Origin of the sequence: Pseudoduganella sp. LjRoot289 (genome assembly GCF_964252925.1) — a bacterium.
Taxonomy (GTDB): Bacteria; Pseudomonadota; Gammaproteobacteria; order Burkholderiales; family Burkholderiaceae_D; genus Rugamonas.
Window position 1 is genome coordinate 5,878,212 of record NZ_CAXUPN020000001.1, and the last position, 21,663, is coordinate 5,899,874.

The window sequence follows — 21,663 nt, forward strand, 5'->3', positions numbered from 1 at the left end:
TTAACGTATGCGCTCTTGGCGCAGCCCCGCCGGCTCAGGACAGCGGCAGCGCCGTCTCGTACTTGACTTCGCGCAGCGCCACGCTGGTGTTGACGTTGGAGACGCCGTTCAGCTTGAACAGCACGTTGTGCAAAAAGTCGTGATACGCGTCCATATCCCGGACCACCACTTTCAGTACGTAGTCCGCCGTTCCGGTGGTTTCGTAGCATTCCACCACCTCTGGCCGCAGGCGCACCGTCTCTTCAAAATTCTCCAGCACGCCCTCGGTATGTTTTTGCAGCGAGACATGGGCCATGCAACATACCAGCAAGCCGATTTTCCGGCGGTCGACGATCGCCGCGTAGCGCGCGATCACGCCGCTCTCCTCCAGTTCCTTCTGCCGGCGCCAGCAGGGGGACGCCGACATGCCGATGATTTCAGCCAGTTCATTGGACGACAGCCGGCAGTTCTTTTGCAGTTCAGCCAGGATTTTCAGCGAGGCGGTGTCGAGGGATGTGGTTTTCATGGTTCTGTTCAATAGTTGAAATGACTGTTTCAATTCTATTTGAATAATTGTGAAAACGTGACGGTTTTTAGTAAAAATGAGAAATTCCATCACTTCCGCCGGCGGGCTGGAGGGCGGCATTTTCTGGAACGACACGCTCGTCTGGCAAGGATTTCACGGTTCCGCCGCCTCCGGCGAAATATTTTCCTTCGCAAACGCTTGCAAGCGAACTGATCTCATCGATTTTCCTCCTTCAGCCGGTGCAATTAGGCATAACTTTGCTCATCTTGGAAATTATCATTATTTGCGCTGTAGAACTGACAAGACGGGCATCGAACCGCGATGGCCGGAAAAATTAGACCAAACGTTCAGGAAAAGAGACCTACATGATCATCATCGAGAGCCGCATCGCCAGGCCAACCGTACGCGGCCAATTCAAATTATCCCTACTCGCCGGCGCCTTGCTGCTGGCACTGCAGCCTGCATACGCCCAGCAGGCGGCCGAGGAAGACAACGCGGCGAAGGTCGTCGTGCTGGGCTCGCGCTCCGCGGCCAAGACGGCGCTCGACACATCGTCGCCGGTTGGCCTGATCAATCTCAAGGACATGCAGACCGCCGGCCCGCTCGAACTGGGCAAGCTGCTGCAAACGCTGGACCCGTCGTTCAATTTCTCCAGCACCTTCATCAGCGACGGCACCGACATCATCCGCCCGGCCACGCTGCGCGGCCTGGGCCCGGACCAGCTGCTGGTGCTCGTCAACGGCAAGCGGCGCCACCAGCAGGCGCTGGTCAACGTCCAGCAAACCATAGGCCGCGGTTCGGCCGGCACCGACATCAATGCGATCCCGATGTCGGCCATCCACCACATCGAAGTGCTGCGCGACGGCGCCGCCGCGCAATACGGTTCGGACGCCATCGCAGGCGTGATCAATATCGTGCTCAAGAGCCAGACCAACGAGACCCAGTTGTCGACCACCGTCGGCACCACCAAGGAAGGCGACGGCGACCTGATCTCCGGCAGCGTCAACCGCGGCTTCACCTTGGGCGACGGCGGCTACCTGAACCTGTCGGTCGAAGGCCGCCGCCGTGGTGAGACCAACCGCGCCGGTCCCGATTCGCTGCGCGTCGATCCGCCGCGTGTGACCCAGCGCATCGGCGACAGCCTGGCCAAGGATGCCTACCTGTGGTGGAACGCGGCGGTGCCGATGGACAAGGATAGCGAGATCTACGCCTTCGGCGGCATCTCCAAGCGCACCGGCGATTCGGCCGGCTTCTACCGCTCCAAAGGCGACGGCCGCACCGTGCCGGCCGTGTACCCGAACGGCTTCCTGCCCAACATCCTCACCACCGTGAAGGACGCCTCCTTCGCCATCGGCTACCGCCGCGACCTGGCTAACGACTGGAAGTGGGACATGAGCGTCAACCACGGCCGCAGCGAGCTCGGTTTCCACGAGCGCAATTCGATCAACGTCAGCTACTGGTACGAACCGAAACCGGGCGGCGGCATCTACGCCGAATCGCCGCTGGAAGCGGACACCGGCAAGCTGAAATTCAACCAGACCACCTTCAACGCCGACCTGCGCGGCCCGCTGATGCTGGGCGGCCGCAAATTCGACGTGGCGGCCGGCTTCGAATACCGCAGCGACAACTACGCTATCGAAGCGGGCGACCCGGTCTCCTACCAGTACGGCCGCACCAACAACCCGGCGATCAAGATCTTCGACCAGACCGGCGGCATTGCGGCGTCGGGCGCGCAAGGCTTCCCCGGCTACACGCCGGGCACGGCGGTCGACGACGGTCGCCACAACACGGCGCTGTATCTGGACGTGGAGCACAAGGTGACGCCGGAACTGCTGGTGGCGGGCGCCATGCGTTTCGAGAAGTACTCGGACTTCGGCAACACGCTGACCGGCAAGCTGTCGCTGCGCTACGACCCGTCGCGCGTAGTCGGCCTGCGCGGCAGCGTGTCGACAGGCTTCCGCGCGCCGGGCGTGCAGCAGAAGTTCTACAGCTCGGTGTCCACCAACCTGAACTCGGCCGGGGTGCTGACCGAGACCCTGACCGCGCGCGAAGGCAGCGCCGTCACCAAAGCTTTCGGCATCTCGCCGCTGAAGGAGGAGGAATCGAAGAGCGCCAGCGTCGGCATGATCTTGCGGCCGATGAAGAACTTCTCGGTGACGGCCGACCTGTACCGGACCAAGATAGACGACCGCATCGTCTTCTCCAGCAATATCGCGCCGGAGTCGGGCGCCTGCGCGACGGCGGCGGCGTGCCCGATCAAGGCCATCCTCGATCCGCTGAAAGTCGGCCAGGCGCAGTTCTTCACCAACGCGATCGACACCACCACCGACGGCTTCGACCTGGTGGCCGAGCACACCAGCAAGTTCGACGCCGCCACCCTCGTGATGTCGGGCCAGCTGGGCTTCAACCGGACCAAGGTCAAGAACCGCCACTCGCAGTCGCCGGTGCTGACCGGCGCGCAGCTGTTCGACGACTCGCAGGTAACGCTGATTGAACGCGGCCAGCCGCGCCAGCACCACGTGATCGCGGCCGACATCACCAGCGGCGCCTGGAACGTCAACACCCGCGCCAACTACTACGGCGCGGTGCAGGGCCAGGGCTTCACCGCCCCCTTCATCCAGACCTGGGAAGCGAAGTGGATCGTCGACATGTCGATGCGCTACTCGTTCAGCAAAAGGATGCATGTCTCGGTCGGCGCGAACAATCTGTTCGACACCTACCCGACCGAATGGGACAAGACCAAGGCCTTCCCCTTCCCGCAACTGGGCTTTACGCACTGCTGGGAAACCTGCCCGACCGGCATCAACGGCCGCCAGATGTACGCGCGCCTGGACTACGCCTTCTAAGCAGGCCGTGATGTGACGCATAGCCACGCCGGAGCCAGCGTGGCACTTTCACTGACCAACATCGATCGAGACCGCAATGAGCCTTTTTCGCACCAAGAATCTGGACCACATGATCGCGCAAAGCCGTGCCGCCGGCGGCTTGAAAAAAGTACTGGGTCCGCTGGACCTGGTGTTGATGGGAATCGGCGCCATCGTCGGCACCGGCATCTTTGTCCTGACCGGCACCGGTGCGCTGACGGCCGGCCCGGCGCTCACGCTGTCGTTCGTGATCGCTGCGCTGGCCTGCGGTTTCGCCGCCCTGTGCTACGCCGAATTCGCCTCCACCATCCCGGTCGCCGGTTCCATCTACACCTACAGCTACGCCACCCTGGGCGAACTGGTCGCCTGGATGATAGGCTGGGACCTGCTGCTGGAATACGGGCTCGCGACATCGGCCGTGTCGGTCGGCTGGTCGGGCTATTTCCAGTCCCTGATCGGCGGCTTCGGCATCCATTTGCCGGTTGCGCTGACGGCCGCCCGGGGCGCCGTGCCCGGCGTCGACACCTGGATCAATTTGCCGGCGCTGCTGATCATGCTGGTCCTGACGGCCATGCTGTCGTGGGGCGTGCGCGAGTCGGCGCGCCTCAACTGCATCATGGTGTGCATCAAGATCGCCGTGATATTGCTGTTCATCGTCGTTGGCGCGCGCCACGTGGAACCGGCCAACTGGCAACCCTTCATGCCGTTCGGGATGGCCGGCACGATGAGCGCCGCCGCGTTGGTGTTCTTTGCCTTTATCGGCTTTGACGCAGTGACCTCGGCGGCGGAAGAAGTGAAGCGCCCGGAACGCAATCTGCCGATCGGCATCATCGGTTCGCTCGCGGTGTGCACCGTCCTGTACGTGGTCGTATCGGCCATCATGACGGGGATCGTGCAGTTCAGGAGTTTCGCCGGCGTGGACCATCCCGTATCGCTGGCTTTGCAGATGGCCAGGGAGCACTGGGTGGCCGGTTTCGTCGACCTCGGCGCCATCCTCGGCATGAGCACCGTGATCCTGGTCATGAGCTATGGACAGACGCGCGTGATTTTTGCGATGTCGCGCGACGGCTTGCTGCCGGAACGGCTGTCGAGAGTCCATCCCACGTTCGGTACGCCCTTCTTTGCCACTTGGGTGGTGGGCATCGTCTTCGGCCTGGTGGCGGCGGTGGTGCCGCTGAACATCCTCACTGAGCTGATCAATATCGGCACGCTGGCGGCGTTCTGCCTGGTGTCGGTCGCCGTCATCGTCCTGCGCAGGCGCCGCCCTGAGCTGCACCGCGCCTTCCGCTGTCCCTGGGTGCCCGTGGTGCCTGCCCTGTCGGTGCTGTTTTGCGTGGCCCTGATGACGTTTTTGAGCCGCAGTACCTGGATCGCCTTCGGCATTTGGCTGGCGATCGGCCTGGCCGTCTATTTCGGATACTCGAGACGCAATGCCGTCCTGCATCGGCCGGAAAACACCGCGCGAGCCGCATGACGGTTACTTGATACTGAGCAGTTCCACTTCGAACACCAGGGCCGCATTGCCCGGAATGGAGGGGGCTGAGCCCGATGTGCCGTAGCCCAGGCTGCTGGGGATGAGCAGGGTGCGCTTGCCGCCCACTTTCATGCCCACCATGCCCTGGTCCCAGCCTTTGATCACCCGGCTCATGCCGAGCGGGAATTCGAAGGGAGTACGGCCGGCGGAGATCGAGGTGTCGAACTGCTGGCCCTTGAAGTCGCCGGCGGCCGGGTTGTAGAGCCAGCCGGTGTAGTTGACGGTCAGCGTCTGGCCGCTCTGGGCGCCGGTGCCGCTGCCGGCAACGGTGTCCGTCACGATCAGGCTGGCGGGCTGGGCGCTGGCAGGCGTCTGGGTGTACAGCAGGTGGATGCCGCTGGAATAGGCTTCGTCGACCGAGAGCTGCTCCAGCGTGCCGCTGGCGCTGATGCGGTAGCTGGTGCTGCGGGTCAATGTGGTCTGGCTGGCCGCGCTGATGTGCTGCGCGGTCAGCTTGAGGATGGCGGTCGTGGCGGAACTGCCGTCCGCTTCCAGCACATAGCTCAGCACGCGCTGGCCGGGCGTGCCCTGCTTGCTGCTGTCGGCATAGCGCGACTGGACTGCGTAGGTGCCGCTGTCGCCGATCTTGGCCGCCGCCGGCAGGCTGCGCTGGGCGCCGTAGGCGACGTCGTATTCGGCGCCGGGTTCGGCATGGCCGAGCAGGGCGTCGCTGCTGTCGAAGTAGTCGGTCAAGCTCCAGCCCAGGTCGCGCGGGGTGCAGGTCGTCAAGCCCAGGCTGATCGTGGTCTGTGCCGCCAAGGCGCTGCCGCCTTCGAAAGTGCTGCTTGCAGGCACCGCATTGCTGAATGCCGCGTAGCCGTTGCAGCTGCCTGTCACGGTCAGGTAGTCGGTGCCGCCGGCGAAAGTGCGCTGGTGGTAGGCGGCGCGCAGCGGGAAGGCGGGCGCGTAGGCGACGCCGGCTTCCAGGTAGGCGATGCCGTTCTGCACGGCGGCGGCCGTGCCGCTGATGTTTTCAGGGCTGGCGCTGAAACTGGCCAGCACGCCGGCCACGGTATCGGCCTTGCTGTCGAGTACGTTGTTCCAGTAGGCGATGCCGCCGTCGTCTCCCTGGCGGTTGAGTACGTTCAAATAGAATTGATTGACGACGGCGCTATTGGTGGTGGCGCCTGCGTACAGGTTCTTGAACTCGGCCGAGTCGACAAAGCCCTGGGATACGACACCCATCACGGCGCCCTGGTCGAGCAAGCCCAGCCAGTAGCCGAGACCCGCGGCGTCGGGCGTGCGCGCGAAGGCGGCGCGGTACAGGCGGTAGATTTGGCCGGGTATGCCGTCGGCATCGAACGACAGCGAGGTGTCGCTGAAACGCAGGCGCGCCGTGGCGGCCACCGTGCGCGGCGCCTCGCGCCCGCTGCTGTCGGTGACCAGGTAGCCATCGGCGGTTTTGCCGATGCTGTAGCTGGCCAGGGGCGAGTTGAAGACCTCCGGCGCGGCGCTCTGCACGGTGGCCGCGAACAGGCGCGGGCCTTGCTGCTTGGCGGGCGCCGTGCCGCTGTCTTGTCCTCCACCACAAGCGGACAGGGCGAGGACGAGGGCGGTCAACAGGCTGGCGCTACGCAGGGAAGGACGCATGATCGATATTTTCCGGTTTCCAAAGGCGCCCAGTGTAGCGCAACTGGCACTGCATGGCCGACTGGTACTGCGATAAGCAAGCGCTCACGCCCGCATTTGCGCGGGCATCGCCGGCGGCGCCGTCTTGACCGGCGCGGCCAGCGAGAACGGCCGCTCCACCAGCAGGAACAGGGCCGCCGACGGGAGCAGCGTCAGCATGAACATCAGCGGCAGCATGGCGGCGCTGAACAGCGCGCCGTGCGGCGCAGGCGCCACTGCCATTGTCAGCGCCAGGAAGCCCGCCTTCAGCGCCAGGCCGTGCAGCAAGTAATAGGAATAGCTCATGTTGCCCAGCCAGCGCAACGGGGTCCAGCAAAAGCCGCGCGCCAGCCAGCCCTCCGGTGTCAAAAAGCAGGCATAGCAGACCATGAAGAAGGCCGCGAACAGGATGATGGTCTTGACGGTGAAGGCGGCCGGTCCTGTGAACGGCATCGTGCTTGCCAGCAGCCCGGCCGCCAGCAGGGCCAGCGCGTAGCCGTCGCGCGGCGGCGCTACCGGCGGTTTACGCAGTGCCTCGTGCAACAGGATGCCGGCCACGAACATGATGAGGCGCACATGGCCGCCATAGACCGCGCAGTAGGCCGCGATGGCCGCCGCCACCGCCAGGAAGAAGCAGGCCCGCAGCGCGGCGCTGCGCTTGCGCAGACCGAACAGGACGATGACGAGCGGCACGGCCAGGTAATAGAACATCTCGTAGCTCAGCGACCAGGCCACTGAAATGATGGGCTCGATGGGGAACAGGCCGGGCAGCAAAAGGAAATTTTGCAGCACATAAGTCCAGGCTGCCAGCGGCTGGGACGGCAGCTTGCTGTCGGCCGGACGGACCAGCGACAGCAGCAGGTAAATGGCGAACACGACGCAGAACGCGGGATAGATGCGCGCCACGCGGCGGCCGATGAAACGCGGGAAATTCTGTGGGCGGGAGATCAGCGTACCGTAGATCAGGTAGCCGCTGAGTACGAAGAACAGGTCGACGCCGGCATTGCCTGCCATGTGCACGGAGTTGCGCACTTGGTCGAGTGACGACCGGGCGCCGACCCAGGGGCCGATCAGCGTGGCGTAGTGCACCAGGAACACCAGGAATACGGCGAGGCCGCGCAGGCCTTCCATGGGCCGCAGATGTTGTCCGCCGCCGTGACGCGAGAGTTCAAACTGCTTAGATAGCCATTCCATGCGGGTTTCAGCTCGTCAGCGCCAGTTCAGGCATGCATGAAATTGTAATTATTGCAATCTTGCGGCGCCTTGAGAAAGCGCAAACGGATCTCAGCCACATCGATATCAAATACGATATTGACCGCAGTGATTTTGTTATTGGTCAGTGATCGATAAATTCACTACGATGGGGTTCAGATAAAAGAGGGGGACACCGTGGCTGCGCCTATCATTTCCGCAAGCACCAAACTGGATGGGCAACAGCCTGCTGTTGCAAGCTACAAGTCGGCCATGTCGCTGCTGGCCAGCCTGTTCTTCACCTGGGGCTTCATCACCGTCATCAACAACACGCTGCTGCCGCACCTGCGCAGCGTGTTCGAACTGAACTACACGCAGACCACGCTGATCGAATCCGTCTGGTTCATCGCCTACTTTGTCGCATCCATTCCCGCCGCGCGCCTGATCGAGCGCATCGGCTACAAGAAGTCGCTGGTGGTGGGCCTGGCCATCATGGCGCTGGGGGCCTTGATGATGATTCCGGCGGCGCGGCTGCCGTCCTACCTGGTGACCTTGGTCGCCCTGTTCGTCATCGCCTGCGGCATCACCCTGCTGCAAGTGGCGGCCAATCCCTACGTGGCGGTGGTGGGTTCGCCGCAGACGGCGTCCTCGCGGTTGAACCTGGTGCAGGCCTTCAACTCGCTGGGCACCATGTTCGCGCCGCTGTTCGGCGGCTATTTGATCCTGGGCCGCTCCAATGCCGGCACCGCCGGCGCCGACCAGGTGCTGACCCAGGCCGAGCGCCTGGCCGACGCGCAGGCGGTGCAGCTGCCTTACTTGATCGTCGCCGGCGTGTTGATCGTGCTGGCGGTCATCATCGCGCGCTATCCGCTGCCGGCGCTGGGCGCGTCCGCCAGCCGCGCCAGCAAGCTCGAGCGTGCCTCGCACTCGCTGTGGCGCCACCGCAACCTGGTGTTCGGCGTGCCGGCCATCTTCATCTACCTGATCGCCGAGATCGGCGTCGCCAACCTGTTCATCAATTTCGTCTCGCAGCCCGACATCGGCAACGTCAGCCACGAAAAGGCGTCGCACTACCTGTTCCTGTTGTGGGGCGGCATGATGGTGGGCCGCTTCGTGGGCAGCGTGCTGATGCGCTCGATCTCCGCCGAGCGCGTGCTGGCCGCCGCCAGCGTCGGCGCCTGCGTGGTGATGCTGGTGGCGACCTTCAGCACCGGCCCGCTGGCCATGTGGGCGCTGATTTCCGTCGGCCTGTTCCACTCCATCATGTTCCCCACCATCTTCACGCTCGGCATCAAGGGCCTGGGCCCGTTGACGGAGGAGGGCGCCGGCCTGCTGATCATGGCGATCGCGGGCGGCGCGCTGGTGGTGGTGCAGGGCTGGCTGGCCGATACCTACGGCCTGCAGACCTCCTTCCTGCTGACGGCGGCCTGCGAGTTGTACGTGCTGTTCTACGCGCTGTGGGGCGCGCGCCCGACCAACGCCTTCCCGGACGGCGGCGCCTAGTTCCTTGCCGCTGCCAAAAAAAAACGCCGCCCCGGTTCATCGGGGCGGCGTTCTCCTTTCGGCGGCGGGCCTTAGTAGCTCACGTGGTAATCCTTGGGGAATTTGCGGCCGGCGAAGGCTTTCTTCTGGGTCCAGTCCTGCGCCGGGGCGGTCCAGTAGGAGTCCGATTCCGGCAGGCCCAGCGGCAGCAGGCTGGCCGAGGCGATGTACATGCTGCCGTTGTTGGAGTACCAGTCGCCCAGTTCGGGCTGGTGGCCGACGAAACCTATCGTCAGGTAGCCGTCCTTGGTGAAGTTGCCGGGATCGCTCCACACGGCCTTGTGCACCGCGTGCATGGCGGCGCGCACCTGGCCTTCGGGCAGCGTGGCCGGCAATTGCTTGCGCCACGCGAGCAGGGCCAGCGGCTGGAAGGCGGCGGTGCGGTAGGTCAGCGAACGGCCGATGGGCGGATACGTGCCCTCGGGCCCGATGAAGCGCTCCAGGTGCTCGCCGTAGCGCTGCATGCGCTTGACGGCCTGCGCCTGCAATTCCTCCGGCTTGCCGTTCCAGAACGGGCCCTTGAATTTGGCCAGCACGTCGAGGATCTCGACCAGCATCGGGTACATCACGTAGGAATTGTAGTAGTCGAAGTGGAAGGCTTCGCCGTCCTTGATCCAGCCGTCGCCGACATACCATTCGTTGACCTTGCGGATGGCGACGTTCATGCGCATCGGGTCGTATTCCTCGCCGATGGACATCAGCCACGCTTCGTTCATGGCGGCGAACAGCATCCAGTTGATGTAGGGCGGCTCGATCCGGCGCAGGCCCTTGATGGCCGCGATGATGCGCTGCTTGGTGGTGGCGTCGAGCGGTTCCCACAAGGTCTTGGGCGCGCGCATCAGCGCGTTGGTGTAGTAGGCGGAGTCGACCAGCGTCTGGCCGTGGCCTTTCCACTGCAGGCAGTCCGGGCTGGCCGGGTCCACCGAGTGCACAAAGCTTTGCAACGCCATCTGCTGCAGGCGCTTGCGGTTGCGGCCCTCCGGCGTGGCGTCGTCCGGCAGCGCGAGCCAGGGCGCGGCGCCGGCGATCAGGCGGCCGAAGCATTCCAGATAGGCCACTTTGGGGTCGCGGCCGTCCCAGGTCGGGCTCAGTTCCAGTGCGAATTTTTTGGTGAGCTGGCCTTGCGACATGGCGGACAGCACCGGGTCCGTCATCTTGAGCAGCAGGCCGAGCAGGTAGGCGCGGTCGCCGCCGGCGGCGCTGGCCGGGGTGGCGGCCAGCGCGTTGCCGCTGGCGCCGAGCAGGCCGCCCACCGCCGTACCGGCCGAACCGGCCAGTGCTGCGCGCATGAAGTGTCGTCGTTCCATGTGATTTCCTTAATTAAAACGTGGGCCGGAAGAAAAAGGCAGCAGCGCGCTGGCTGCTGCAACCGCGCCGCCTTGTGGGCGGCGGCGGAGAGAGGGGAATGGCCAAGGCGCATCAGCCGTTCTTGTCGCCGTCCTTGTCGATAAAGCGCACCATCTCGGCGGCGGCCAGCAGGAAGGCGCCGACGCCGAAGGAGGCGGTCGCATCCTTGTCGACCACCTGGCCGGGAATCGCGCGCTCGCCGATAGGCTGAACATAGCCCAGTTTGCCGCTCGGCTGCAAGGCGGTCTTGCTCAGATAATGCCAGCCGCGCTGCGCCACCGGCGCGTACTCGCCCTTGTCGAGCAGGCCGTGGTTCATGCCCCACAGGTAGCCGTAGGTGAAGAAGGCGGTGCCGCTGGTTTCCGGGCCGGGCGCGTGCGCCGGATCGAGCAGGCTGCGGGTCCAGTGGCCTTCGGCCTGCTGCAGCGGCTTCAAGGCCTTGGCCATGCGCTGGAAGCGCTCGCGGAACAGCGCGTACGACGGGTGGCCGGCGGGCACGTCGGCCAGCACCTTGGCCAGGCCGGCGAACACCCAGCCGTCGCCGCGCGCCCAGAAGTCCTTGCCGCCGTTGCTGCTCTTGTGCTTGGGGTAGATGTATTTGGCGTCGCGGTAGTACAGGCCGGCTTCCTGGTCGTACATCAGCTGGTCGGCGAACAGGAAGTACTCTTGCAGCTTGTCGAGGTAGCGCCGGTCGCCGGTCGCCTTGTACAGCTTGGTCATCACGGGCATCACCATGTACAGGCCGTCCGCCCACCACCAGTAGTCATTGTTGGGCGTGCCGATCTGGTAGTCCAGCACTTCGCGCGCGCGGGCGATCTTGCGCGGCTCCCTGGCCGGGTCCAGCTGGTAGAGGTCGAGATAGGTCTGGAAGCACACTTGCCAGTCGCCGAACAGCACGTGCTCGGCGGTTTCGCCATAAGTGTACTTCCATGCGGCCTTGATGTCCGAGCGGGCCGAGCTCCACTGGTTGTGCTCGGCCCAGGCGGTGGAGTACTGGCGGTAGCGCTCGTCGCGCGTGAGGAAGTAGGCTTCCATATTGCCGGTATGGTAGGCGGCCACGTCCCAGAACGGCCACAGCGCCGGCGAATTGCTGCGCTGCCAGTAGTCGTTGGCCAGGCGCAGCGCGGCCAGCACCTCGGCCTTGCCGGCGCCGGCCGGCGCGATGGTGCCGTTCAGCGCGCAGCCGGAGCCCATGGCTGCCGCCATGCCGGCCAGCGCTTGCAAACAGAGTCGTCGTTTCATCTTGGTCCTTTTAAAAGCGCGGCTGCCACTGCAGCACCTGCACGGGAGAGGGGGCGGCGTCGCCCAGGCCTTCGCCGTCGACTTGCCGGACCGCCTGCAAGAAGAGGTTCAGTTCGCCGGTGCGCCGCCACAGTTCGGTGTCGAAACTCGGTTCCCAGGCACCGGCGCTGGTCCCGGTCAGGTCGCTCACGCTCCAGCGCGCCTTGCCGAAATCGTCTATGCGCACCGCCGACACCTTGCTGCCGCGTTCCTGGTCGCGGAAGATCAGCAGGCCGGACGGCTGGGCGCCCTGGAGCTTGACCATGATTTGCGGCCGCGCGATGGGGATGGCCTTGGTGCCCTGGCCGCTCAGGGAAAACGGGGTGCGGCGGAAGTCCAGGTCCAGTTTTTTCCAGGCGCCGCCGCGCAGGTAGAGCACGCGGTATTGCGGCACCGCCGAGGCGGCGTCGCGCCAGTAGCTGGCGATATAGGGATGGCCGTCGGCGTCGGCCGACATCGACGTTTGGTTGATCAGCTCGCTGTTTTGCGGGATGCGTGCCGCATACTCGGCACTGGCTTGCGTAATCGGCAGCGTGTAGCGCTCGCCGTTCGACTTTTCCCACGTCAGCCCGCCGTCGCGCGAGCGCGCATAGGCCATGTCGTGGTTGCTGGCTACGTCCGGCGATTCGCGCCAGACCCAGGACAGGTGCAAGGTGCCGCGGTGGTCGAGGAAGGCCTGGGTGTAGGCGTTGCGCTTGCCTTCGCCGCTGATCAGTTTGCTGTGCAGCCGGGTCCAGGCGGAGGTGGCGGGGTCGTAGCGGTTCATCACCAGGTCGCCCCGGCCGGAGCCGCCGTCGCGGTGCAGGAACAGCAGCTTGCCGTCCGGCTGGCGGTAGAACTCGGGGTAGGACACGGAGGCCTCGTCCTGGCCCGTCATCGGCATGGTGTCGGTCAGCGTCAGCGCGCCGGGGGCGGTGCCGCGCGCATAGCGCAGCGGCTGGTTGTGCAGGTCCCACGCCAGGTGCAGATAGCCGGCGCCGTCCACCATGATGCTGATGCTGTTGTGGGCGTCGCGCACATTGCCCTGGTACTGCGTGCGGTGCAATTCCCAGCGCGCGCCGCCCAGCTTGCGCTTGCCCAGCACCACGTAGCCGTCCTTGTCGTAGTAGGCGATGTATTGCGTGTCGCCGGCGCTGACCAGGGAATTCTTGCGGAACACCACGGCGTTGACGGAATTGCCGGCCCAGCCGTCGCCCACATCGACGATGCGGGCTGCGGCCGGGCTTGCCGTCACTGGCGGGCTCAACAGCGAGCCCGCCAGCGCGATACCGGTAAGGAGTATCGTCAGTTGCATTACAGCTTACCGCGGATGCCGATCTTGATGGTACGGCCGTCGTACTTGGCGTAGTCCATGCGCGTCTTCTTGCCGCTGCCGAATTGGCCGGAGGCGTCTTCGAAGTAGTCGTAGCTCAGCGTGTTGGACAGGTTCATTGCATCCAGGCGCAGCTCGAGCTGGTCGTTGATGCGGTAGCTGATGTTGCCGTCCAGGTAGCCGCGCGCGGCGCGCCAGCGTATCAGGTCGTCGCCCAGGTTGCGCGGGTTGTCGCCGTGCAGCGAGCGGCCCTTGTAGTTGTAGGACAGGCGCACCGCCAGCGGACCGTTCTCATAATAGGCCGTGGTGCTGTAGGCGTACTTCGGCACCGAGTTCACTTCCACTTCCTTGCCGGCGTTGGTGATCCACTTGGCGCTGTTGAAGGGGTTGATGTGGGTGTAGCTGGCCATCGCGCCCAGGCCCTTGAACGGCTCGGGCAGGAAGGTGAAGGCTTGCTGGTAGGCCAGCTCGTAGCCCTTCAGCGTCTGCTGGCCGGCGTTGCTGAAGCTGCGCAAGGTCATCGGCAGGTTGGGGTCCACCTTGCCCTGCGCGTTCTGGAAGATCGCACCCAGCGCCGTGTCCGGCAGGCCCAGCGCGCCGAAGGTGGTGTTGCTGGTGTTGGCCACGGTGGCGTCGGTCAGGTCCTTCTTGAACAGCGCGGCCGACAGCAGGCTGCCCTTCTGGAAGTACCACTCCAGGCTGGTGTCCAGGTTCTTCGACTGCTGCGGACGCAGGCCGGGATTGCCGGCGGTGGCCGTGTTGTCGAAGGGATTCGGGATCACGGTCTGCGCGGCGATGATGGACAGCGATGCGCGGCTGATGGTCTTGCCCCACGAGGCGCGCCACATCAGGTTTTCCGTCACGTCGAAGGCGGCGCTGAAGGCTGGCAGCAGGTTGCTGTAGGAACCGGATTCCTGGTTCGGCGCGTACGCCAGGCTGGCGCCCTGCTGCTTGAAGTTGTCGATCTGCGTCTCGGTGCGCGAGTAGCGCACGCCGGCGTTGAAGCGCAGGTCGTGCTCCATCACCTTGCCGCTGAAGTCGGACTGCACGAAGCCGGTGCTGACCTTCTCGCCTGCCGTGAAGCTTTGCGCCGGCGTGAACGCCGATTCCGGATTGAAGGCCATCGGGTCGAAGGTGGAATAGGCGTAGTCGCGCGTGAACGTGCCCCAGGCGCTGGGCCAGCCGGCGCCCATGTCCAGGTTGCCGATCGGCAGCTGCGATGTCATGCCGCTACGCGTGCCGGCGGTGCCCAGCTGGTTCAGCTTGGCTTTTGCCAGCGAAGTGCCGTTGCGCTTGTTGATGCCCTTGCTGGTGTCGACGTAGCTGATGCCGGCCTTCAGGTGGCCGCTCCAGTCGCCCGGCAGCGAGTAGTCCCAGTCGGCGATCAGGCGGCCCTGCTTGGCCTTGTCGGTTTCGCGGGTCAGGCCGGTGCCGATGTCGAAGCCCTGGAAATTGTTCGGGTCGGTGTAGCTGGTGGGCGAGGACAGGGACGGATACACGTGGTCCGAGCCGTAGTCAAAGGTCGAGGTGATGCCGAAGATCTGGCCGGACAGCGTGTCCTGGTAGCTCATGGCCTTGCTGCTGTTGCTGCTCAACTGGCCGCTCAGGACCAGGCCGTCGCGCGCCACCCAGCGGCCGTTCAGGGCCACGTAGCCGAACTTGGTCTCGTCCTGGCTGTAGGTGGTGCCGCTGCTGTAGGAGGTGTTGCCGAAAGTGCCGGTCAGCAGGTTCGATTCCGGGTCGATCTTCACGCCCATCGGCACGAAGCCGTTGTGGCCGGACTGGCCGGCGGGCGCGGCCGGGTTGCTGGTGCGGCTGTTGCGCACCAGCATGCCGAAGTACATCTCGTCGCGGGTGTTCTTCAGTTTCGAGTACAGCGTGTCCAGGCTGAGGTTCAGGCCGCCGCTCTTGTACTGCAGCGCCGACACCAGGCCGTCGCGCGTGCGCTCGTTGGCCGAGCCGTAGAAGCGGTAGATGCGCGGCAGCAGCGCGTTGTCGACCTGGGCGCGGGTGTAGCCGCCCAGGTTGGCGCGCGGGTCGTCGTAGTCGAGCGCGACGGCGAAGTTGCCCTTGACCGGGCTCTGGCTGCCGCGCGCCGAGCTGTTGTAGCCGCCTGTGGCCTCGAAGCCGGAGCGGTTGTTCACGCTGGCCCCGTGCGAGGCGCCGACCAGGAAGCCGAACTCGTTCCAGGTGTTGGAGTACAGCGCGAAGCCGGTCGGATCGGCGTGCTTCGACATGGTGTTGTAGGCCTCGGAGATCGCGTAGCGCACGGTGCGCTTCGGATTGTCGAAGGGACGCGGGGTCTGCAGGTCGACCACGCCGCCCAGGCCGCCTTCGGTCAGCTCGGCCAGCGGCGATTTGAAGAAGTCCACGCGGCCGAACAGTTCGGAGGCGAACACGTCGTAGTTGAAGCCGCGCGCGGCCGAGCCGATGGTGCTGGTCGAGGTGGTGTTGACGGGCGCGCCGTTCAGGGTGGTCACCGAGTATTCGGTGGGCAGGCCGCGGATCGAGATGCGCTGGCCTTCGGCCGAGCTTTCATCGCGGTTCAGGATCACGCCCGGCACGCGCTGCAGCGATTCGGCCACGTTGGCCTCCGGGAACTTGCCGATATCCTCCGCCACGATGGAGTCGCGCACGCCGATGGCCTGCATCTTCAGGTTCAACGCCTTTTCCAGGCTGGACCGGAAACCGGTGACGACCACGGTGCTGACCGCGTCCGCGGCTGGCGTCTGCGCGGCTTGTTGTGCGGCTTGCTGTGCAGCAGCCTGCTGTGCGGCGGCGGCGAAAGCCAGCGGCAGCAAGGTGGCCAGTATCTTCTTTTTCATGTGCTCCTCCAAGTGAACGACGTTCAGACCATCTCCCTTGATACTTTTTATCTTGTTGTAAGTACCGTATGGTCACGTTACCACCCCGCTAGTCATCATACAACAATCAAAACAATCAACTTTTTGAGCAGTTTCCTAAGTGTTTGATTATTATGGTAAGTTTATTGTTTGAGAGAAATCCTGGCATGTGGTATCGTGACCACATTGGAGTCAACAGCGTGAGAGAGCATGCGTAAAGCCAGCAAACTGAGTGAAGTGGCCAAGATCGCCGGCGTGTCGCCGATCACGGCCTCGCGCGCGATACGGGGCACGGGCTACGTATCCGAGGCGGCGCGCGCCCGCATCATGGCGGCGGCCGCCCAGCTCGACTACACGCCGGACATGCTGGCGCGCCGCATGCGCGGCGACAAGAGCAAGCTGATCGGTGTGTTCGTCAACAACTACGGCTCGCTGGTGCTGCACGAGATCACCAAGGCCATCAGCCAGGAAGCGCGCCGCATCGGCTACGACATCCTGATCTTCAACGCCGAGCGATTCGACGGCGTCGGGCGGGCGCCGACCAGCGACATGCTGAGCAAGCTGTGCGACGGCCTGCTGCTGCTGCTGCCGAACGGCGAGGACAGCTACCTGGACGTCATCGAACGGCAGCGCATCCCCTGCGTACTGTTCAGTTTCGAGGCCAGGGAAATCAACCTGCCCATCGTCGCGGTGGAGAACCGCATTGCCGCCCGCACGGCGGTCGAGCACCTGCTGGGGCTGGGCCACAGCCGCATCGCCTTCATCGCCGGTTCGGCGCGCACCGGCCAGAGCGCGCAGCGCCAGAAGGGCTACGCCGACGCGCTGCAGGCGGCCGGCCTGCCCGTGGAGGAGGAGCTGATCGTCGAGGGCGGCTTCGTCCAAGCCCGCGGTTACGCGGCCACCGAGCGCCTGCTGGCGCTGGAACGCCCGCCCACCGCCATCTTCGCCGCCAACGATGAAATGGCCTTCGGCGCCATAGACGCCATCCACAGCCGGGGCCTGCGGGTGCCGGACGACATCTCGGTGATGGGCTTCGACGACATCCCCACCGCCAGCGGCGTGTTCCCCACGCTGAGCACCATGCGCCAGCCGCTGCCCGAGATGGCCGCGCGCGCCGTCGGCGCGCTGCTGGAACAGATCGAGGGCGCGCCAGCGGCGGCCGGCAAATTCGCCTTTCCGATGGCGCTGGTGGTGCGCAACAGCACCGGCCCGGTCCCGCCGGCGGCCTGATGTCCGCCGACGGCGCCGCGCTGGATACCGCCCTGCCTGCACGCGGGCCGGGCGTCGCCGCGTCCTCAGGTGCGTCCTCAGGTGCGCCCGCAGGTGCACCCGATGCCGCATCGGGCGCCACGGCCGGCCCGGCAGGCGCCGCGGTGATCGCGCCCCTGGCCGCCGCCGGCCTGGCCGCCATCGCCTGCTGGCTGATGCTGGGCGACCTGGGCATCGCCATGCGCGAACGGGTGGCCTTGCCGGCCGGGCTGGAACTGCTGCGCCGCAACGCCGCCTCCGACACCACCACGTCGCTGCTGCTGGCCACCGTGCCGGCCTTGCTGAGCGTGCTGCTGGTGCCCTTCATCGGCTACCACTCGGACCGCTACCGCAGCGCCTGGGGCCGGCGTCGTCCCTTCCTGCTGGTGATTGCGCCGATAGGCTGCCTGGCCATGCTGGGCCTGGCGCTGTCGCCCCTGCTGGGCGGCTGGACCGACGCCGCGCTGGGCGCCCGTACGCCCGGCGCGCGCATCTGCAACCTGGCCTGGTTCTGCGTGTTCTGGACCGTCTTCGAGTGCGCCGCCATCAGTGCCGCCTCGCTGTTCACCGGCCTGGTCAACGACGTGGTGCCGCAGGGCTTGCTGGGCCGCTTCTTCGCCGGCTTCCGCATTGTCGGGCTGGGCCTGGGCATCGGGTTCAACACCTGGGTCTTTGCGCTGACCGACCACTACCTGGCCGAGATCCTGGCCGCCATCGGTGCCGTGTTCGCGCTGTCCATCCTGCTGATGTGCGCGGCGGTCAGGGAAAGCTGTCCACCGGCGGCCTCGGCAATGGGGGCGGGGCCTGGGCGGCGCGCGTTATGGGTGCCGCGCGCCCATATCCTGGAGTGCTTCCGCCACCGTCCTTTCCTGTGGATCGCCGCCTCCTTCATGCTCGCCTGCGCCACCTTCGGTCCGTTCAACACCTTCTGCCAGTACTACGCGCAAGGCGCAGGCATTTCCAAGACCGCGCTGGGAGGCATGACCGCCAGCGGCTACATGGTGTCCATCGCGTCCGCCTTCGGCATCGGCTGGCTGGCCGACCGCTACGGCGCGGTGCGGGTCTCGGCCATCTGCATGGGCATGTACTGCGCGGCGGCCGCGCTGGGCTATATGCTGATCGCAGGCGAGGCCAGCTTCCGCGTGTTCTACATTGCCCATGTGGTCATCTCCGGCGCCTACTTCACGGCCGCCGCGTCCATGCCCATGGCCTTGTTCCCGCGTGCCCAGTTCGTGCAGTACAACTCGACCAAGGACTTGATGGTGGTGTTTGGCAATATCCTGGTCAGCGGCGTCCAAGGCCCACTGCTTGACAGCTCGGGGCATGACTACCGCCTGACGCTGCTGAGCGGCGCGGTGTTTTCGCTGCTGTGCGTTATTTGCATGGCGCGCGTGCGGCGGGTAGCTCCCCCATAATTCCTCCATATTTCCCATGGATAATATTGTAAAAACATGGGGGTATCGATGAAATTGCAATTCTCCGCGGCTGCTGCCGCGCTGGCCGTATCCGCCTTATCCACCTTATCCGCCTGCGGCGGCTCGTCCGGCACCGGCGGCGTCGCCGCGCCCGCCGTCCGGCTGCTGGCCGGCGGCGCGGTGGTGTCGAACGGTGTTTCGACCGTGGTCTATTCCGGTCCCCGCAGCCGTTATACGATAGCGGCCTCCGGCAGCGGCTACAGCGTCACCGACACCCTGGGGGTGGATGCCACCACCAACATCACCGCCACCCAGCGCCTGCAGTTCTCGGACGTCAACGTGGCCTTCGATACCAATGGCAACGTGGGCAAGGCCTACCGCCTGTACCAGGCCGCCTTCAACCGCGTGCCGGACGCGTCCGGCCTGGGCTACTGGATCGCCGTGCTCGACAGCGGCGTATCGCACGAGACCGTGGCGCAGGGCTTCGTCACCTCGGAGGAATTCAAATCGCAGTACGGCGCCAACGCCTCCAGCGGCACCCTGATCACCGCCTTCTACACCAGCGCGCTGCACCGTGCGCCGGACACCGACGGCTACAATTTCTGGGTTGCCACGCTGGCCGCCGGCGTCCCGCTGGCAACCGTGCTGACCGGTTTCAGCGAAAGCCCGGAGAACTACGCCGGCGTGGCGGCCCTGCTGCAGGCCGGCGTCGAATATCTGCCGCTGAACCGGGTAGTGGACAGCTCGGTACCCGGCGCACCCGTGATCGGTGCGGCCACCGCCGGCGACGGCAGCGCCAGCATCGCCTTCACCGCGTCCAGCGGCGGCGGCGCGGCGGCCACCGGCTATGTAGCCAGCTGCAGCGGCGGCGGCGCCGTCCAGACCGCCACCGGCACGGCCAGTCCGCTCGCGGTCACCGGGCTGAGCAACGGCACCGCCTATGCCTGCACCGTCACGGCCAAGAATGCGGCCGGCACCGGCGCGGCGTCGGCCAGCGTCAGCGTCACGCCGGCGGCCGCCACCGCCGCCTACAGCACCGCCAGCGTGCTGTGTCCGCACAGCGCCAGCGTGGTCAACCCGACCAACGGCCTGACCAGCACGGTGGCCATCAGCTGCACCACCACGCTGCGCACCATCACCGGCACCGGCGTGCCGGATCACGCGATCGGCACCTTCCCGAACGCGGGCAATCCGAACACGGTGGCGGCAGTCAGCGTCCGTTTCAGCAACACGCTCAATCCGGCCATGGTCAGCAGCACTGGCACCGCCGTCGACCACATCCTCGGCTTCGCCAACAACAGCGTGAAGTTCGACCCGTCCACCGCCGAGAGCTACCAGAACGCGGGCGTGTGGAAGATCGAAGCGCTGAACCAGACTTACTTCGCCTTCGGCGTGGACAGCAGCAACGCGCACGTGCAGCCGGACGGGGCCTACCACTACCACGGCATGCCGGAGGGCTATATCACCAAGCTGGGCAAGGGCCAGGCCATGACCCTGGTCGGCTTCGCGGTGGACGGCTTCCCGATCTACGCGCGCTACGGCTACACCAGCGCCACCGACGCGGGCAGCGCCGTCAAGGTGATGACGGCGAGCTACCGCATGAAGAGCACGGCGTCTTCCGGACGGCCGTCGACCACGGCCGTGCCGATGGGCACCTTCACGCAAGACTACGAGTACGTAGCGGGCCTGGGCGACCTGGACGAATGCAACGGCCGTACCGGCGTCACGCCGGAGTTCCCGAACGGCATCTACCACTACTACATCACGGACGGATACCCCTACATCCAGCGCTGCGTCAAGGGCACGGCCGCATCGACCACGGGCCCGGCGAGACCGTAATGGCCTGGCTGCCCCGCGTTTTGCCGGCCCGTTTGTTGCCCGGTTTGTTGCCCTGTTTGTTGCCTTGTTTGTTGCCCTGTTTGTTGGCCAGTCTGCTGATGGCCCCCTGGCCGGCCAGGGCGCACATGGCGGCGCCGGGGCAGGGCGCGGTCCGGCTGGCGGGGAATATGGCCTATGCCGTGATCTCGCTGCCGGTGGCCGCGCTGTACGGCTACGACGACAACCGCGACGGCCTGATCAGCAAGGCCGAAATCGACGCGCACCGCGCCATGATCAGCACCCAGCTGTCGGTGCTGGTGGAGCTGCGCAGCGAGGGCGTGCCGGGCCAGGTGGTGTTCGAGGACATGCTGCTGGCCCATCCCGGCGAGGGCGCCGGCGAGAGCGAAGTGGTGCTCATGCGCAGCTACCAGTGGCAGGCGCCGGTGCTGGCTCCGTCGGTGCGGCTCAACATTTTTCATGCCGACGCCACCGCGCGCGGCCAGCTGGCGCTGCGCGTGCTGGACGGTCAGCGCAGCGAGACCGCGCTGCTGACCCGGCGCAACAATACCCACCAGTATTTCGCCGGCCCCTGGCCGGTGTTCCGCGACTTTGCGCTGGCCGGGGCCGAGCATATCCTGCAAGGACCGGACCACCTGTTATTCCTGCTGACGGTGCTGGTGGCCGGCGCCGGCTGGCGCTACTGGCTGGCTGTGATCACCAGTTTCACGGTGGCGCACAGCATTACGCTGGCGCTGTCGGCGCTGGGCTACGCCAGCGCGCCGCCGCGCCTGGTCGAGCCGCTGATCGCCGCCAGCATCGTGCTGCTGGCGCTGGACAACCTGGCACGCGGCCAAGCCGCCGCGCGCTACCGCCCGGCGCTGGTGTTCGCCTGCGGCCTGCTGCACGGCCTGGGCATTTCCGGCGCGCTGGTCGAGATGGGCCTGGCGGACGGCAACCGTTTGCTCAGCCTGCTGGGCTTCAACACCGGCGTCGAGCTGGGCCAGCTGGCCTTCGTCGCCGCCGCGCTGGCGCTGCTGGCGCTGGCGCGCAAACTGCTGTCGCCCCGGTGGGAGCGGCAGCTGCCGCGCGCCGCGTCGGCCGCTGCGGCGCTGGCCGGGGCATGGTGGCTGGTGGCGCGCAGCGTCGCCTGAACAG

The 21,663-nt window shown here is 65.8% G+C and carries 14 protein-coding genes; 7 read left to right on the top strand and 7 right to left on the bottom strand.

Annotation, left to right across the window (positions count from 1 at the left end; translation table 11 throughout):
- Positions 1-34: 34 nt before the first annotated feature.
- Positions 35-505 carry an Lrp/AsnC family transcriptional regulator gene (locus tag ACSQ8Y_RS25285; RefSeq protein WP_436269155.1) on the bottom strand — a complete coding sequence of 157 codons (471 nt, stop codon included), beginning with the start codon at positions 503-505 and terminating at the stop codon, positions 35-37.
- Positions 506-870: 365 nt separating this feature from the next.
- Here ACSQ8Y_RS25285 and ACSQ8Y_RS25290 point away from each other — a divergent pair, with 365 nt between their 5' ends.
- Entirely contained in the window at positions 871-3,351 is a 2,481-nt protein-coding gene (locus ACSQ8Y_RS25290; RefSeq protein ID WP_436269156.1) for a TonB-dependent receptor plug domain-containing protein, read from the top strand.
- A gap of 76 nt (positions 3,352-3,427) precedes the next feature.
- Positions 3,428-4,843: an amino acid permease gene (locus ACSQ8Y_RS25295; RefSeq protein WP_436269157.1), complete on the top strand. Its 1,416-nt coding sequence runs from the start codon at positions 3,428-3,430 to the stop codon at positions 4,841-4,843.
- A 3-nt stretch (positions 4,844-4,846) separates the two neighbouring features.
- Here ACSQ8Y_RS25295 and ACSQ8Y_RS25300 read toward each other — a convergent pair whose 3' ends face one another.
- Positions 4,847-6,493: an FKBP-type peptidyl-prolyl cis-trans isomerase gene (locus ACSQ8Y_RS25300; protein ID WP_436269158.1), complete on the bottom strand. Its 1,647-nt coding sequence runs from the start codon at positions 6,491-6,493 to the stop codon at positions 4,847-4,849.
- A gap of 84 nt (positions 6,494-6,577) precedes the next feature.
- The gene (locus tag ACSQ8Y_RS25305; RefSeq protein ID WP_436269159.1) at positions 6,578-7,705 is read right to left on the bottom strand and encodes an acyltransferase family protein; all 1,128 of its coding nucleotides are present in this window, start codon (positions 7,703-7,705) and stop codon (positions 6,578-6,580) included.
- A 195-nt stretch (positions 7,706-7,900) separates the two neighbouring features.
- On the opposite strand from ACSQ8Y_RS25305, the gene ACSQ8Y_RS25310 reads away from it, so the two are divergent.
- Complete coding sequence (locus tag ACSQ8Y_RS25310; RefSeq protein WP_436269160.1) at positions 7,901-9,205, top strand: sugar MFS transporter; 1,305 nt, start codon at positions 7,901-7,903, stop codon at positions 9,203-9,205.
- A 71-nt stretch (positions 9,206-9,276) separates the two neighbouring features.
- On the opposite strand, the gene ACSQ8Y_RS25315 is transcribed toward ACSQ8Y_RS25310, so the two are convergent.
- From ACSQ8Y_RS25315 to ACSQ8Y_RS25330, 4 genes are all read right to left on the bottom strand, one after another.
- The gene (locus ACSQ8Y_RS25315) at positions 9,277-10,551 is read right to left on the bottom strand and encodes a DUF2264 domain-containing protein (protein WP_436269161.1); all 1,275 of its coding nucleotides are present in this window, start codon (positions 10,549-10,551) and stop codon (positions 9,277-9,279) included.
- Positions 10,552-10,663: 112 nt separating this feature from the next.
- Positions 10,664-11,833 (bottom strand): glycoside hydrolase family 88/105 protein, encoded by a 1,170-nt coding sequence (locus ACSQ8Y_RS25320; RefSeq protein ID WP_436269162.1) that lies wholly within the window; start codon positions 11,831-11,833, stop codon positions 10,664-10,666.
- A gap of 10 nt (positions 11,834-11,843) precedes the next feature.
- Entirely contained in the window at positions 11,844-13,166 is a 1,323-nt protein-coding gene (locus ACSQ8Y_RS25325; RefSeq protein WP_436269163.1) for a BNR repeat-containing protein, read from the bottom strand.
- Entirely contained in the window at positions 13,166-16,009 is a 2,844-nt protein-coding gene (locus tag ACSQ8Y_RS25330; protein WP_436269164.1) for a TonB-dependent receptor, read from the bottom strand. Before ACSQ8Y_RS25330 ends, ACSQ8Y_RS25325 begins: the two co-directional genes overlap by 1 nt.
- A gap of 228 nt (positions 16,010-16,237) precedes the next feature.
- Between ACSQ8Y_RS25330 and ACSQ8Y_RS25335 the strand changes: the two genes are divergently transcribed.
- From ACSQ8Y_RS25335 to ACSQ8Y_RS25350, 4 genes are all read left to right on the top strand, one after another.
- On the top strand, positions 16,238-17,257 hold the full coding sequence (locus ACSQ8Y_RS25335) for a LacI family DNA-binding transcriptional regulator (RefSeq protein ID WP_436269165.1): 1,020 nt from the start codon (positions 16,238-16,240) through the stop codon (positions 17,255-17,257).
- Entirely contained in the window at positions 17,257-18,690 is a 1,434-nt protein-coding gene (locus ACSQ8Y_RS25340; RefSeq protein ID WP_436269166.1) for an MFS transporter, read from the top strand. Before ACSQ8Y_RS25335 ends, ACSQ8Y_RS25340 begins: the two co-directional genes overlap by 1 nt.
- A 48-nt stretch (positions 18,691-18,738) precedes the next feature.
- A complete protein-coding gene (locus tag ACSQ8Y_RS25345; RefSeq protein WP_436269167.1) occupies positions 18,739-20,529 on the top strand; it encodes a YHYH protein in 1,791 nt (596 codons plus the stop codon).
- 98 nt (positions 20,530-20,627) lie between these two features.
- Positions 20,628-21,659, top strand: a complete 1,032-nt coding sequence (locus ACSQ8Y_RS25350) for a HupE/UreJ family protein (protein ID WP_436269168.1) — start codon at positions 20,628-20,630, stop codon at positions 21,657-21,659.
- The last annotated feature ends 4 nt before the right edge of the window (positions 21,660-21,663 follow it).

Bases quoted from the DNA above. Each gene is read 5' to 3' on its own strand.
- ACSQ8Y_RS25285 (WP_436269155.1), bottom strand. From the start codon at position 505: ATGAAAACCACATCCCTCGACACCGCCTCGCTGAAAATCCTGGCTGAA.
- ACSQ8Y_RS25290 (WP_436269156.1), top strand. From the start codon at position 871: ATGATCATCATCGAGAGCCGCATCGCCAGGCCAACCGTACGCGGCCAA.
- ACSQ8Y_RS25295 (WP_436269157.1), top strand. From the start codon at position 3,428: ATGAGCCTTTTTCGCACCAAGAATCTGGACCACATGATCGCGCAAAGC.
- ACSQ8Y_RS25300 (WP_436269158.1), bottom strand. From the start codon at position 6,493: ATGCGTCCTTCCCTGCGTAGCGCCAGCCTGTTGACCGCCCTCGTCCTC.
- ACSQ8Y_RS25305 (WP_436269159.1), bottom strand. From the start codon at position 7,705: ATGGAATGGCTATCTAAGCAGTTTGAACTCTCGCGTCACGGCGGCGGA.
- ACSQ8Y_RS25315 (WP_436269161.1), bottom strand. From the start codon at position 10,551: ATGGAACGACGACACTTCATGCGCGCAGCACTGGCCGGTTCGGCCGGT.
- ACSQ8Y_RS25320 (WP_436269162.1), bottom strand. From the start codon at position 11,833: ATGAAACGACGACTCTGTTTGCAAGCGCTGGCCGGCATGGCGGCAGCC.
- ACSQ8Y_RS25325 (WP_436269163.1), bottom strand. From the start codon at position 13,166: ATGCAACTGACGATACTCCTTACCGGTATCGCGCTGGCGGGCTCGCTG.
- ACSQ8Y_RS25330 (WP_436269164.1), bottom strand. From the start codon at position 16,009: ATGAAAAAGAAGATACTGGCCACCTTGCTGCCGCTGGCTTTCGCCGCC.
- ACSQ8Y_RS25335 (WP_436269165.1), top strand. From the start codon at position 16,238: ATGCGTAAAGCCAGCAAACTGAGTGAAGTGGCCAAGATCGCCGGCGTG.
- ACSQ8Y_RS25340 (WP_436269166.1), top strand. From the start codon at position 17,257: ATGTCCGCCGACGGCGCCGCGCTGGATACCGCCCTGCCTGCACGCGGG.
- ACSQ8Y_RS25345 (WP_436269167.1), top strand. From the start codon at position 18,739: ATGAAATTGCAATTCTCCGCGGCTGCTGCCGCGCTGGCCGTATCCGCC.
- ACSQ8Y_RS25350 (WP_436269168.1), top strand. From the start codon at position 20,628: ATGGCCCCCTGGCCGGCCAGGGCGCACATGGCGGCGCCGGGGCAGGGC.